The organism is Halalkaliarchaeum sp. AArc-CO (assembly GCF_024972735.1).
Classification (GTDB): Archaea; Halobacteriota; Halobacteria; order Halobacteriales; family Haloferacaceae; genus Halalkaliarchaeum.
This window is the reverse complement of sequence record NZ_CP087723.1, coordinates 2,013,254-2,025,912: the sequence shown is the minus strand read 5'-3', so window position 1 is coordinate 2,025,912 and position 12,659 is coordinate 2,013,254. Positions and strand designations below refer to the sequence as shown.

Annotated in this window: 12 protein-coding genes; 6 read left to right on the top strand and 6 right to left on the bottom strand. The window is 62.8% G+C overall.

Translation table 11 applies throughout. The annotated features are described in order from the left end of the window. Positions 1-62: 62 nt before the first annotated feature. From AArcCO_RS10800 to AArcCO_RS10790, 3 genes are all read left to right on the top strand, one after another. The gene (locus AArcCO_RS10800) at positions 63-1,112 is read left to right on the top strand and encodes a TAXI family TRAP transporter solute-binding subunit (protein WP_259533469.1); all 1,050 of its coding nucleotides are present in this window, start codon (positions 63-65) and stop codon (positions 1,110-1,112) included. 85 nt (positions 1,113-1,197) lie between these two features. Continuing rightward, on the top strand, positions 1,198-3,213 hold the full coding sequence (locus AArcCO_RS10795) for a TRAP transporter permease (RefSeq protein WP_259533467.1): 2,016 nt from the start codon (positions 1,198-1,200) through the stop codon (positions 3,211-3,213). 56 nt (positions 3,214-3,269) lie between these two features. Then, the gene (locus AArcCO_RS10790) at positions 3,270-4,514 is read left to right on the top strand and encodes an MFS transporter (protein WP_259533465.1); all 1,245 of its coding nucleotides are present in this window, start codon (positions 3,270-3,272) and stop codon (positions 4,512-4,514) included. Between the two features lie 36 nt (positions 4,515-4,550). On the opposite strand, the gene AArcCO_RS10785 is transcribed toward AArcCO_RS10790, so the two are convergent. Continuing rightward, the gene (locus tag AArcCO_RS10785; RefSeq protein WP_259533464.1) at positions 4,551-5,018 is read right to left on the bottom strand and encodes a DUF2267 domain-containing protein; all 468 of its coding nucleotides are present in this window, start codon (positions 5,016-5,018) and stop codon (positions 4,551-4,553) included. Positions 5,019-5,333: 315 nt separating this feature from the next. Here AArcCO_RS10785 and AArcCO_RS10780 point away from each other — a divergent pair, with 315 nt between their 5' ends. After that, positions 5,334-5,969 (top strand): phosphoribosyltransferase, encoded by a 636-nt coding sequence (locus tag AArcCO_RS10780; protein ID WP_259533463.1) that lies wholly within the window; start codon positions 5,334-5,336, stop codon positions 5,967-5,969. Between the two features lie 50 nt (positions 5,970-6,019). On the opposite strand, the gene AArcCO_RS10775 is transcribed toward AArcCO_RS10780, so the two are convergent. The 3 genes from AArcCO_RS10775 to AArcCO_RS10765 all read right to left on the bottom strand — a co-directional run bounded on the left by AArcCO_RS10775 (position 6,020) and on the right by AArcCO_RS10765 (position 7,632). Then, positions 6,020-6,265 (bottom strand): DUF8015 family protein, encoded by a 246-nt coding sequence (locus AArcCO_RS10775; RefSeq protein ID WP_259533461.1) that lies wholly within the window; start codon positions 6,263-6,265, stop codon positions 6,020-6,022. A 118-nt stretch (positions 6,266-6,383) separates the two neighbouring features. After that, positions 6,384-7,034 carry a DUF7978 family protein gene (locus AArcCO_RS10770; RefSeq protein ID WP_259533460.1) on the bottom strand — a complete coding sequence of 217 codons (651 nt, stop codon included), beginning with the start codon at positions 7,032-7,034 and terminating at the stop codon, positions 6,384-6,386. A gap of 43 nt (positions 7,035-7,077) precedes the next feature. Further along, complete coding sequence (locus AArcCO_RS10765; RefSeq protein ID WP_259533459.1) at positions 7,078-7,632, bottom strand: hypothetical protein; 555 nt, start codon at positions 7,630-7,632, stop codon at positions 7,078-7,080. A 137-nt stretch (positions 7,633-7,769) separates the two neighbouring features. Between AArcCO_RS10765 and AArcCO_RS10760 the strand changes: the two genes are divergently transcribed. Further along, complete coding sequence (locus AArcCO_RS10760; RefSeq protein ID WP_259533458.1) at positions 7,770-9,395, top strand: potassium channel family protein; 1,626 nt, start codon at positions 7,770-7,772, stop codon at positions 9,393-9,395. 35 nt (positions 9,396-9,430) lie between these two features. Beyond that, complete coding sequence (gene panD / locus AArcCO_RS10755) at positions 9,431-9,763, top strand: aspartate 1-decarboxylase (RefSeq protein ID WP_259533457.1); 333 nt, start codon at positions 9,431-9,433, stop codon at positions 9,761-9,763. Positions 9,764-9,822: 59 nt separating this feature from the next. Here the strand turns inward: panD and AArcCO_RS10750 are convergent, their stop codons facing one another. Together AArcCO_RS10750 and AArcCO_RS10745 are read right to left on the bottom strand one after the other, a co-directional pair. Then, a complete protein-coding gene (locus tag AArcCO_RS10750; protein WP_259533455.1) occupies positions 9,823-12,339 on the bottom strand; it encodes a DEAD/DEAH box helicase in 2,517 nt (838 codons plus the stop codon). 63 nt (positions 12,340-12,402) lie between these two features. Continuing rightward, complete coding sequence (locus AArcCO_RS10745; RefSeq protein WP_259533454.1) at positions 12,403-12,600, bottom strand: hypothetical protein; 198 nt, start codon at positions 12,598-12,600, stop codon at positions 12,403-12,405. Positions 12,601-12,659 lie beyond the last annotated feature (59 nt).

Genomic DNA, 12,659 nt, shown 5'->3' with positions numbered 1-12,659 from the left:
TTGTACACGAATGTAACCATGCGATAAATAGATTTAAATATTGGTGAGTTAGCTATTAGGTAATGGTAGTGAATAACAACCAGTCGCGGCGTGAGGTTTTAAAAACGATTGGAGCAGCTAGTGCAGTTGGGGCCACAGGTCTCGCGGGTTGCCTCGGGGACGGTGAGGAAGTCGTCACGATCGGTGCTACGTCGACCGGAAGCTCGACGCAAGCGGCCGCACAGGCGCTCGCGAGGGCCGCAAACCAGCACAGCGAAACTGTCCGCGTCGACCCGCAGGAGACGGGGGGATGGACGGCGAACCTCTACGAGTTCGAAGGTGGAGACATTCCCGCGATGGGAGTCGACAACAACTCGCTTGCAAAGGCCATGGCGGGTGAAGGGCCATTCGAAGACGAACCGGTAGACACGCTTCCGATGCAGGGGTTCATTTTCACGAGCCTGGAGATGTACTGGATGGCCATCGAGGGGTCCGGCATCGAGTCCACACAGGACATCGAGGATGGCGGGTACACGATCTATCCGATTCAGCCCGGGTTCGGGACACGGCTGTTGACACAGGAGGTCATCGAACGCGCGGGATTGTGGGAGCAAAACGACATCAACAACCTGGACACGGGCGACATCGCCGGCGCGGTCGAAGAGGGGCGGATCGACGCGATGGTCGTCTACGGCGCCAACGGGGTCGACCTCACGGGCTGGGCCCAGGAGGTCGACGCCAGGGCGGAGGGCGAACTGTACGCGATTCCGATCCACGACACGTTCGAGGAGGCGATCGACAACACCCCGGGCGCGCTGAAGACGGAGTTCGAACCGTACGGCTGGCTCAACCAGGAGGCGGTCACGAGCCGAACGGACACCGTGACGAGCTGGGCACTGGCGGGTCAGTGGGCGTTCGGACCGGATATCTCGGCGGATGCGACCTACGAGCTCTGCCGACTCGCGGTCGAACACGACGACACGATCCGGGAGTCCGACCCGACGACGCTCGATCACACTCCCGAGAGTATGACCGACGCCGTCATCGAGGACCTCGAAATTCATCCGGGTGTGGCAGACTTCTTCGAGGAGCACGGCGTCTGGGACGACTCGTGGATCCGTGGTGAAGTCTAGACAGCGTCGCGTCGAAGGGCGTCGAACGTCAGTATCGTTCGCTCGATGACACATCGGCGGACACGCCGCTTCCAAATAAGTTCGAATGAAAACTCTCAACACCGATCGCAATCAAAACGTACTCGAGTTCATACTGACGTACGGTTCGATCCTGCTGTGGGCCGTCGTCATATTTTACGCGTACACACAGCTCATCGAACGCGCGCTGTACGGCGTCATGTTCCTGGGCGGAATCCTCCTTTTGTACATCGTCCACGAGTACATGGACGTCTTCGAGGAGGACGACTACCTGTCTGCGGTCCTGCTCGGCATTTCTGCGATAATCGTTCTGGTCACCACGGTCTACATTGTCCAGAACTTCCAGATGCTGTTCGTCGAACAGCGGGGGACGGCAACCGATCTCCAACTCGCACTCGCGGTCGCGTTCACCCTCGCGATGATCTACCTCACCTGGCGGTCGTTCGGAATGACGTTTCTCGTCGTCCTGCTCGCCGGGATCGGCTACGGGCTGTTCGGCCAGTACATCCCCGGCGTTCTCGGTCACGGGGGGATCTCCTGGGGTCGGATGCTCCGGCTTCTCGTCCTCGAGGTCGAGGGGTTTTACGGGTTCTTGAACCGGCTGGTTGCCGCGTGGATCGCGCTGTTCCTGTTGTACGCCGGCCTGCTCAAGGCGTACGGGGCGTTCGACCTGATCCTCAGACTCGCAGTCAGGTCGGCGAAGTACGTCTCTTCCGGCGTCGCCCAGACGGCAGTGATCGCGAGTGCGGTCATTGGCTCGGTCAACGGGAGCCAGACCGCAAACGCCGGAATGACCGGCTCGTTCACGATCCCGATGATGATAGAGAACGGCGTCGAACCGAAAACTGCCGGCGGAATCGAATCGGTTGCCTCGACGTCGGGACAGGTCCTGCCGCCCGTCATGGGCGCTGGCGCGTTCATTATGGCGTCGTTGATCACGGGCATCACGTACATCGACGTCGTCATCGCCGGCCTGATCCCGGCTGCGATCCTCGTCGTCTCCGTCGTGGTCGCGGTCCACTACATCGCTGCCCCACAGATCGAGGACCCGTCGATGGACGACTTCTTCGAGGACAAGAAGACTGCCGTAGAGATCGTTCTGGAGACGCTCAAGTACGGTATTCCACTCGTCGTTCTCATCTACGTCCTCGGCGTCCTGCAGTACACGGTGATGACCGGCGCGCTGTGGACGTCGGTGTCGATGATCATCACTGGCACAACGATTCCCGTTGCGAAGGCAGCCTACGATCGACGAAGTATCTCCGGGGAGATCAGAACCGTCATCGACCAGACGATCGAAGGGTCCCGCGAAGGCGTCGTCGTGCTCGCTCCGGTCGCGATCATCCTCGCGGCGATCAACGGCGTCGTCGACATCCTGATGGCTACCGGCGTGCCGACCGCCGTGTCGCTTGCGCTTTTGGATCTCTCTGGTGGGATCATGATCGTCGCGGTAATCCTCTCGATGGCGATCTGTATCCTGCTCGGGTTGGGCATGCCGACCACGGCGGCGTACACCGTGGTCGCGTTGCTCGTAGCGCCGACGCTGATCAACCAGTTCGACATCCCTCACCTGGCTTCCCATTACTTCGTGTTCTACGCGGCGATCCTCGCGGGGCTTACTCCGCCGATTGCGACGTGTGCTGCGGTGGCGTGTGGAATTGCTGGCGCTGACTTCTGGGAGACGATCTGGGAGGGGCTCAAGATCTCTGCGCCGCTGTACATCCTCCCGTTCACGTTCGTCTACCACCCCGAGATCGTCTCCGGGACCTTCGACGCGACGACGTACAGCATCGGCGTGCTCGCCCTGATCGGCGCGCTGTCGATCATTCACGGGATCAACTACCGGTTTTCGTTCGACCGCACGGTGACTTACGCCGCCCGCGCGGTGTTTTTCGCACTGGGCATCGTGGCGATGGTGTTCCCGAATCTCGTCGTACAGCTCGGTGCAGTTGCAGCGATCGCTCTGCTTTACCTGCTCCAGGCGTTCAAAGGCAAGCCCGATCCCGTCGGCGCGTTCCGATCTTTCTTCAGGAACCTCCTCGGATACATCAACGGCCGTCGAACGGTTCCGGAGGAACAGTAGCTGACTCGCCCGGATTTCGATCACTCTCCGTGGCTGTCCTCCAGGTATCTCACTGAATGAACCAGAACGACCGCCGAATCGTTTTGTTCACTGCCGGATCACACGGCCTCGTTCACACCTACGAGCTGTCGATTCCGATCCTGATGACGATCTGGCTCGTCGAGTTTTCCGTGACTGCGGCCGTTCTGGGGGTGGTCGTCACGCTCGGATACGGGCTGTTCGGCGTCGGTGCGTTACCGGGAGGTATCCTCGTAGACCAGTTCGGATCGAAGCCGTTGATCGTCGCCTCGCTTCTCGGGATGGCGGCGTCGTTCGTCCTCGCGAGCGCGTCTCCGACGTTTCTCACGCTCGCGGTGGCGATCGCCCTGTGGGGGGTGGCGGCCTCCGTCTACCATCCGGCAGGTCTCTCGCTCATCTCGAAGGGTGTTTCGAGTCCGGGAGTGGCGTACGGCTACCACGGGATCGGTGGCAATCTGGGTATCGGCCTCGGTCCGCTGGTCACCGTGCTGTTGCTCTTACAGTTCGGCTGGCGGACGGTCGCTTTGGCACTTGCTGTGCCGACCGTCCTGGTCGTCACCTACGGCCTTGCCGTCGATCTGGACGAGACTGCCGGCATCGACCATACAAAGACGGTAGACGACGGTGAAACGAAGGGGCAACTCACCGTGACCGCGATTACGACCAACACGCGGGCGCTTTTCACAGTCGCGTTCTCGCTTGTCTTCGTGGTCGTCCTGTTGAGCGGTCTCTACTACCGGGCATTTCTCACGTTCCTGCCGGATCTCCTCTCGGATCTGCTCGGCGGACTAGTCGATATCCAGCTGTTCTCGGAGGGGAGCCAGTATGCCGAGGAGTTCGACGTCTCGAGGTATCTCTACGTGGCGATCCTGATGGTCGGCGTCGTCGGGCAGTATCTCGGGGGACGGCTCGCCGATCGGTTCGACCCCGTCCGGGCTCTCTCGACTGCACTGGGGGTGCTTGCCGTCCTGGCGGTGCTTTTCGTCCCCGCAGTCGCCGTCGGATTGCTGCCGTTCCTTGCGGTCGCACTGTTTCTCGGGATCGCACTGTTTACGATCCAGCCGCTCCAGCAGGCCACAGTCGCGAGCTACTCCTCACAGGAAACGCGGGGGCTTTCCTTCGGCTACACGTTCCTGGCCATCTTCGGTGTCGGCGCTCTCGGGGCCGGACTGGCCGGAACTGTACTGACGTACGCCGACGTCGGCGTTCTGTTCGTGGTGCTCGCAGTGATCGCGGGAAGCGGGTCGGCTCTCGCGTTCGCCGTCCGACGCATCGACCGGTGAACGTTCCTCCAGTGGCCAAACCGAGTGGACACCGAATCACTCGGAATCGGTCTCGGGCTGCGGCCCGCCGCCGGTCTGGACCTCGTGGGCGTTGCTCCACCCGCCAGCGTCGACTATCTCGAACAGCTTCCGCCAGTTTTCGTCGTCCTCGCTTTCCGGCAGCATGTCCCGGAGCTGCCGAAAGTCGGATGTCGGTATCTCCGAGTGGACGAGGTCGACGACGATTCTCGCGTGGTGGGCGGCTTCGGGCGGGTCGACGTTTTCGATCTCGCTTACCCGGTCGATGAACTCCCGCCAGTCGAACCGCTGGCCGTGTTCCTCTACAGCACCGGTCAGGTACCACTTGATCTCCATCGGCAGCGAAGCTGCCAGGTCCTCGGCGTTCTCCTCCGGGATCCGAGAACCCAGCGTCATCAGCGTCGCCCGGATCGCGCGCACTGCACGTCCCGTGTCCGGGAGTTCGAGCCTGTGTTGTACTGTCCCGGTGAATTCATCGAAGTTCATACAATTGATAGAAATCCCGGAACTATCATTAATTTAGGTGTGGGTTCTTGCAGGTTGGGAACGGGGTCACTACCGCCGAATTCTGAGCCGGCTACGCACGCACCACCATCTCGTCCATCGTCCCTATGTACTCCATGTCATCCACCCTTAAGTTATGCCGTCCGGGGTCGGTTGTCAACTCATCTCGAACGAGTTGCCGATGAAAACCTGCCGTCACGTCGATTCGGAAACTTCGACGTCGCTTGCGACTCTCCGTATTCCCGTTTGTCGGGAACCTTCGATCGGTACATGGTGTCACGGGACTAACCATTAGATATGTCCGGGCAGACTCCATTCCAGGATCGAACGGATGCGGGCGAGCGTCTCGCGGCGAAACTCCGCGAGCGCGAGGTCGAGGCCGACCTTGTCCTCGCAATCCCGCGGGGAGGCTTGCCGCTGGGGCGGGCGGTCGCCGACGAACTGGGAGTGCCACTCGACGTCGTCGTCGCCAAGAAGATCGGCGCACCCGGGAACCCGGAGTATGCCATCGGCGCGGTCGCGAGTGACGGGAGCGTCTGGCGCAACGAGGAAGCGTTCCGGGGACGCGAGATCGACGAGGAGTACTTCCAGCGGAAGCGGGAGGAGGAAGCGGAAAACGCGCGGCGAAAAGCCGAGCGATACCGCGAGGGGGGACCCGAACCGGCGGTTGCCGGAAAGCGGGTCGTCCTGGTAGACGACGGGGTAGCAACGGGCTCGACCGCCCGTGCGTGTATCGAACAACTGCGAAACGCTCAAGCCGAACGGATCGTCCTCGCCGTACCGGTCGGGCCACCCGAGACGATCGAGGAACTCGTGCGGATTACCGACGAGGTGGTCTGTCTGGAGAGCCCGGAATATTTTATGGGTGTCGGCGGGTTCTACCGACGGTTCGATCAGGTGTCCGACGAGGAAGCGATGGCGTACCTCGAGTAGCTTTCGGACACTCCCCTCATCGCCGTCGATTCGGACGGAGAGCGGGTGACTCAAAAGAGATACAGCAGGAGCGAAAGTACCCAGCCCAGTCCAGTTATCGTCGACGCCGTGACGTCGGCCGCCGTCGGCTCGATCGGCGGATTGCGAAGGATCGCTTCGTACAGTAAAATCGACGATGCGAGACTTCCGAGTGCGAGCCCCTGATGGAACGCCAGGGGCCCGAGGAGACCCGCGAGGGCACCGAGGGCCAGTACGGCCGGAACGGCCGCGAGGAGTTTGTCGTAGTAGTCGACCATTCCCCGTCTGGAGAGACGGTGCCGAACGGTAACAAACTGCTGTCAATTCTCGCGCTGCCGGAATAGCGTCGCTTCGACAACGACGGAGCAAGAGAGAGTCGTCGGATGGTCGTCTCGATCACGAACCGTCGCGTTCAAACAGCGTCGACGCTGCCCCGCCGGCCCCCGCGAACACCAGTGGATAGACGATCCCCGCGAGGACGACGCCCGCCAGCCGATCGGGTGCAGCGCTGGCGCCGCCGACGGTGATCTCAAAGAGGAACAGTCCGGCAACCGACAGCACCAGGTAGCCGATCAGGACGGTCACTCCGGCGATCGCCCCGTCGGTCGGATCCGACGCGCCCCGATAGTAGCCGACGGCCAACCCTGCAAGCAACAGCAGGACGATCGGGACCACGTACAGCAGGACAGCAAAGCCCTCCTCGCCGCCGATGTAGGAGGTGGTGTGGCTACCGACGAAGGGCAGATCACTGAAGACGGTGTTCACGAAGTGGGCGTTGTAAAACACCCACCCGACCATCTCGTAGGTCGCGGGTTCGCCGTCGAGCGCCTCGATAATCTGGTTCAACGGCGAATCCCGTACGCCCGGTGAAACCACGAGATACGTGGCGAGATAGCCGAGCAGCCACGCGAGGAGGCCAGCCGCGGCCCCCTCGACGATCGGAACGCTCCCGACTCCGGAGTCGGAACCGGTAGCCGGGCCCCTCTCGTGAGTTTCTGTTCGAGTATGTTCTTCCGCGTTGTCGTCGGAGGATCTGTTTTGACTCATGGTATCGGATATGGCGGGGTCGTTCGTATCGTTCGATCTCGGCTCACTTCGTTTGGTCGGTCGGTTCGTGTCCGCTGCCGTCGGTCGAATCGTTCCCCTCGCCGACGATCTTGTCGGCGATGAGATCGGCACTCGGATCGAGTCCGACGTAGAGCCGCCCGACGATGACGACGAGCACCGGGAGCGCGACGAGTAGGAACATCGCGTCGTACACCCACTCGAAGCCGTCGAACAGTGGAGTCGCGATCCCGGCCAGCCCGCTGTGTGCCACGAGGATGGCGGCCAACACCACGACCCAGTGGACGACGGACGCGACGTTCTCGACTACCTCGCGCGGGCCATCGAAAGCCAACCGAACGAGCGAGGCGAGCTTCGGGGCGGAGTACACGAGCAGCCCGACGACGGCGACGGTCGCGATCGCGGTTACGACTGCCGCGAACGTCACGGGCGTCTGTGGCACGAGTCGGTCGACTCCGGGCAGAAGCGTCACCAGATACAGGACGAACAACAGTGCCGCAGCCGAAAGCAGGAGCTTGCTCGCAGATCTGACTTCGGTGCGGCCGATCGCCTTTCGGAGGGTCGTCGAATCTAGGTTCATGATCGCAGTCTGTTCGGAAGGCCTGGTAGCTTATAGGTAGTCGAGGCCCTCAAGGCGGATTTGACCGAATTAAGCGGGATTGAACTCGCCCAAAACCCCCGGATAGTTTCTTGCCCCGGGCGTGTGACCGTCCAGCTATGGAGCTCTGGAAGCGCCGAGCGGCGAAAACGATCGTCGCCGTCATCGTGCTGATCCTCGTTACGTCGGTGCTATACCACTACATCATGGTCTCGTTCGAGGGCGAATCACCGACGTATCTCCACTCGCTGCAGGTGGTCATCGAGACCTACACCGGGACTGGCTACGGTTCGGACTCCCCGTGGGACTCCCCCGTGGCGAACGTCTTCGTCTCGCTGATGGATCTATCGACGTTCCTCATCTTGTTCATCGTCGTCCCGTACGTCTTTCGCCCGGTGCTCGAGGAGGCGCTGTCGCCGGAGGTTCCCGCGGAGACTGCTCTCTCGGGGCACGTGGTAATCTCCGGTGCAGTGCAGCAGGGCGAACGGTTGGTGGACGAACTCGAAGCGCGCGGTACCGACTACGTGCTCCTCGAACCCGACGAAGAGCGTGCGCTCGAACTCCACGGTCGAGGGATCACCGTTGTTCACGGCGACCCGACCTCCGCAGAGTCGCTGGAGCGCGCGGGCGTCAACAGGGCGCGGTCAGTCGTCGTCGACACCGTTGACGAACGGACAGCAAGCGCAGTACTCGCCGTCAGGGAAGTCAACGAGGACGTGCGAACGATCGTTCTCGTGAGCGACATCGGGTACGAACAGTACCTCCGGTACGCCGGAGCTGACACAGTCATGACGCCGCGGCACCTCCTCGGCAAGCGGATCGCAGAACGGATCCGGGCGGAAACGCGGTCGGGCGCCAGCGACAGAATCTCACTGGGGGAGGACCTGTGTCTGCTCGAACTGTCCGTGTTCGAGGACAGCCCGATCTGTGGGGAATCGATCGAGTCGATCGACACTGATCTCGATGCCGACGTCAGGATCCTCGGGCTCTGGACGGAGGGTGAGTTCCTCGACGAACCGGCTCCCGATACCGTCGTCGACGAGGACACCGTCCTGCTCGTCGCCGGTCCCACCGACGCGCTCCGGGAGATTGAAGAGGAGACCTACCGGGGCCGTCCGATGGACGCGAAGGCCATCGTCGCAGGGTATGGAGAAGTTGGCGCTACCATCGTCGAGGAACTCGACGAGTTCAGGATCGAGTGTACGGTTATCGACCGAGCGGATCTCGAGGGAGTCGACGTTATCGGTGACGTCACCGACGAGGAGACGCTTCGACGCGCCGGAATCGAAGAGTCGACCGTGCTGGTCCTGGCAATTGCTGACGACGACGAGACGATTCTCGCGACGCTTTTGGCTACGGAGCTATCCTCGGACCTGGACACGCTCGTGCGTATCGCAGATCCGGCGAACGCGACCAAGGTCCGCCGCGCCGGCGCAGATTACGTTTTGAGCCTTCCGGAAATAAGCGGGCGGATACTCGCACTCGAGGTTCTCAGGGAGCAGATACTTTCCTACGACAGACAGATGAAGGTCGTCAGGATCGAGGCAGACGAGTTCGTCGGACGCACAATCGCTGAAACGGAAATCGGCGACTCGGGTCGGCTGGTGATCGCGGTGGAGCGCAACGGGGAACTTGACCCCGACGTTTCCCCCCACTTCGAACTCGAGGAGGGGGATCACCTGCTGGTCGCCGGGACGGATCCGATGATCGACGAAATCGAACCCCACGTGGTAACCGACGAATAACAGGAATTATCCCCCCGTCCAGCGTTGCGCCGACAATGCGCCAGGGACTGCGGGCGAAACTCCACCACGCTCGGGTGACACAGACTGAAAAGGAGTACGAGGGGAGTATCACGATCGATCGGTCGCTGCTGGAGGCGGCCGACATCGCGGTACACGAGAAGGTGCAGGTCGTGAACGTCGACAACGGCGAGCGGTTCGAGACGTACACGATCCCCGGCGACGCCGGCGAGGTCTGTCTCAACGGCGCGGCCGCCCGGCTGGCTGCGGTCGGCGATCGGGTCATCATAATGGCGTACGGCCTGTACGACGACGAGATTCCTGACCCGACGGTCGTCAGGCTCGACGAGACCAACGATCCGGTGGAGTAGTCCGGTTCGACGAACCCGACGAACCGATCGAGTAGGTTTCTTCGACGGTCCGACACAGCTCACCGGACGTACTCGCTCGCGACGACCTCCCGAATCCTGTCTGCCGTGACCTCGCCGACGCCGTCGACCTCACGGAGGTCGTCTTTCTCTGCAGTCATCACGGCTTCGACGCTGCCGAACGCCTCCAGCAGTCCCCTGGCCGTGATCGGACCGATGTCGGCGATCGCGGAGACGACGTACTCCTGCTGTTCGGGAAGCGTTTTGCTCCCCTTCTCCCCGTGGACGCTTACAGCACGGTCGCGGTCCTCCTGTTCCCGCCTGGCGATCGTCTCGAGCATGTTTGCCGTCCCCTCGGCGTCCTCGGTCCGGAGCACGCTCACGTCGAAATCGATCGCCAGACTCGCGAGCGCCCCCCGGATCGCGTTCGGATGGACGTTGCGCGCTCCGTACAGGTCGGTCTCGCCCTCCAATATCACCACCGGTCGCGAGTAGTTGCGAGCCAGGTCGCCGGCCTGGTCGAACAGCGACCGGTCGCCGCCCGTCAACGTATCGAGGAAGTCGTCGACTGACTTCCGCTCGACGGCGACCCGGTCCGACAGCACGTAATCGCCCACCGACAGCGTCTCCAGCCGGGTGTGGATCCCCTCGCGAGTCGAGAGGTCCCGGGCGATGTGAGAGTCGAGTTCGCGCTGGTCGATGACGATTTCGACCCCGTCGTCGCGCTCGGCGGTCGCGACGATTCCGTCCTCCTCGCCCGCACCGCCACTGCTGTCCGCACTGGCGCTACCGCGTTCCTCGTCGTTGTCGTCTCCGGTGGCTCCGTCTTCGGGTGTTTCGCCGTCGCTACTGTCCGCTGGCGTTCCCGACCCGGTTGTGAAATCGGAGAGTCCAGGCTGCCTGTCCCCGTCGTAGTCGCCCTCGGCTTCCTTGCCCACGTGTTCGTCGCCGTTGCCGCCGTCGTCGTCGCCATTGCCGCCGTCGTCGTCGCCATTATCGCCGTCGTTGCCGCCCTCGCCCGGAAGCTCCTTTTGAATCTCGTTGGCCGACTCCTTGAGCTCCCGGAGTTCCGATTCCATCCGCTGTTCCCGCCGCCGGGCGATCCAGAAGAACGCCTCGTCGCGGGTGTCCTTCGCCATCAACACGACCACGCGCCCGGCTGCCTGCCGTCCAGTGCGACCCTTCCGCTGGATCGACCGGATCGCCGTCGGGACTGGCTCGAAGAACAACACGAGGTCAACCTCCGGGACGTCCAGCCCTTCCTCGGCGACCGACGTCGAGACGAGAACCTCGAACTCCCCGTTCCGGAACGCCGAAAGCGTCTCGGCCTGCTGGGTCTGCGTCATGCCGTCCGAGCCCTCCTTGTCGCCCTGTCCGACGAACCGGTGGACGTCGAAATGTTCCCCGAGGAACTCCGTAAGCGCCTCCGCTGTGTCGCGTGACTCTGTAAACACGATGACGCGCTCCCCCCCGCCGATGCCCAGGGTTTCGGCCAGCAGAATGCGCGTCCGGGAGAACTTCGGGTGGGTGCCGTCGAACGACTCGGCCTTCCGCATCGCCTCCCTCACTTTCGGCTCCGAGACGAGACGCTGGCTCGCCTTCGAGGCGCCCGACGAACGGGCGGCCTGTCGCTGGCGCTCGAAGTACCGACATAAGGCGTCGACGCTTTGCGTCTCGACGAGTTCGACCGCCCGACGGAGTTTCATCACCTCTGCGTGCGTGGAGATCCCCTTGTAGCCTTCCGACTGGTCGGCGTCCATCATCTTCTGGAGCTTCCCCCGCATCCGGTTGAGCTGCTTCTGTGAGAGGTCCGGCGAGGTCGACTCCGTCACCCCGAGCGCCTTCAGCTTCTCCAGCCGGTCTTCGATCACCTCGTTGAGCGCGTCCCGGATCTCGATCACCGTCTCCGGGAGCTCCACCTCGATCCACTCGACGTCCGTGTCGTGTGTGTACTCGTCGACGTCCGCGTCCTCCTCGGTCATCACCGCCACGTTCCCGACGCCGAGGTTCTCACAGACCGTCCGAATCTCCTCGCCGTCGCCGCCGGGGGAGGCCGACATCGCCGTGACCAGGGGATCGTCGGCGTCGGCGTGGTACCGCTCGGCGATGTACACGTACGAGTAGTCGCCGGTCGCCCGGTGACATTCGTCGAAGGTGAGGTGTGTGACGTCCGCGAGGTCGATCCGATTGCCGACCAGGTCGTTTTCGATGACCTGCGGCGTCGCGATCACGACCTGTGCCCGGTCGAACAGGTCGCCGCGGTCGTCGGGGCTGACCTCGCCGGTGAACACCACGATCTCGTCGTCGGGGATCTCGAGTGCCTGGCGGTAGAACTCGGCGTGCTGTGTCACGAGCGGCTTCGTCGGCGCGAGAAACAGCGCGGTCCCGCCGCGCTCGTGGAGCCGCTCGGCGGTCACGAGCAAACTCACCGTCGTCTTTCCCAGACCGGTCGGCAGACAGACAAGGGTGTGTTCGGACCGCGCCTGGCCGGCCAGTTCGAGCTGGTAGCGGCGGCGCTCGACGAGCCCGGGGGGCAAAAGGGGATGCTCCACGTACGCGACGTCTTCGGTGGCCGCCATCGTCGGGTCTATGGCGGCTTCCTCGAAAAGGGTTCCCCAAGCGCGGCGGAAGTGAACCGGCGGCTACCTCGAACGTCGGTGCAGTCCACGTCCGTCCCCCCGGGGGTTTCGGGTGTCTCGGCCGTCCCCGTCGTCCTCGCTGTCCGAATGGCCGTCCGGGAACGCCGACAGCGTGGGACGTTCGAGCGCCCGTTCCGGTAGTTCCTCGTCGACGAGATCGGCCCATTCGGCGAGCCGTAACCGGCGCGAACGCTGATTCATGGTCGTTTTGAACCATTCAGTCAGTCGTAAAAACCGTTGCGCCGATTCCGTCCGAACGA

What these genes read in the sequence shown, in the direction of transcription:
- AArcCO_RS10800 (WP_259533469.1), top strand. Translation starts at nt 63, where the DNA reads ATGGTAGTGAATAACAACCAGTCGCGGCGTGAGGTTTTAAAAACGATT.
- AArcCO_RS10795 (WP_259533467.1), top strand. Translation starts at nt 1,198, where the DNA reads ATGAAAACTCTCAACACCGATCGCAATCAAAACGTACTCGAGTTCATA.
- AArcCO_RS10790 (WP_259533465.1), top strand. Translation starts at nt 3,270, where the DNA reads ATGAACCAGAACGACCGCCGAATCGTTTTGTTCACTGCCGGATCACAC.
- AArcCO_RS10785 (WP_259533464.1), bottom strand. Translation starts at nt 5,018, where the DNA reads ATGAACTTCGATGAATTCACCGGGACAGTACAACACAGGCTCGAACTC.
- AArcCO_RS10780 (WP_259533463.1), top strand. Translation starts at nt 5,334, where the DNA reads ATGTCCGGGCAGACTCCATTCCAGGATCGAACGGATGCGGGCGAGCGT.
- AArcCO_RS10775 (WP_259533461.1), bottom strand. Translation starts at nt 6,265, where the DNA reads ATGGTCGACTACTACGACAAACTCCTCGCGGCCGTTCCGGCCGTACTG.
- AArcCO_RS10770 (WP_259533460.1), bottom strand. Translation starts at nt 7,034, where the DNA reads ATGAGTCAAAACAGATCCTCCGACGACAACGCGGAAGAACATACTCGA.
- AArcCO_RS10765 (WP_259533459.1), bottom strand. Translation starts at nt 7,632, where the DNA reads ATGAACCTAGATTCGACGACCCTCCGAAAGGCGATCGGCCGCACCGAA.
- AArcCO_RS10760 (WP_259533458.1), top strand. Translation starts at nt 7,770, where the DNA reads ATGGAGCTCTGGAAGCGCCGAGCGGCGAAAACGATCGTCGCCGTCATC.
- panD (WP_259533457.1), top strand. Translation starts at nt 9,431, where the DNA reads ATGCGCCAGGGACTGCGGGCGAAACTCCACCACGCTCGGGTGACACAG.
- AArcCO_RS10750 (WP_259533455.1), bottom strand. Translation starts at nt 12,339, where the DNA reads ATGGCGGCCACCGAAGACGTCGCGTACGTGGAGCATCCCCTTTTGCCC.
- AArcCO_RS10745 (WP_259533454.1), bottom strand. Translation starts at nt 12,600, where the DNA reads ATGAATCAGCGTTCGCGCCGGTTACGGCTCGCCGAATGGGCCGATCTC.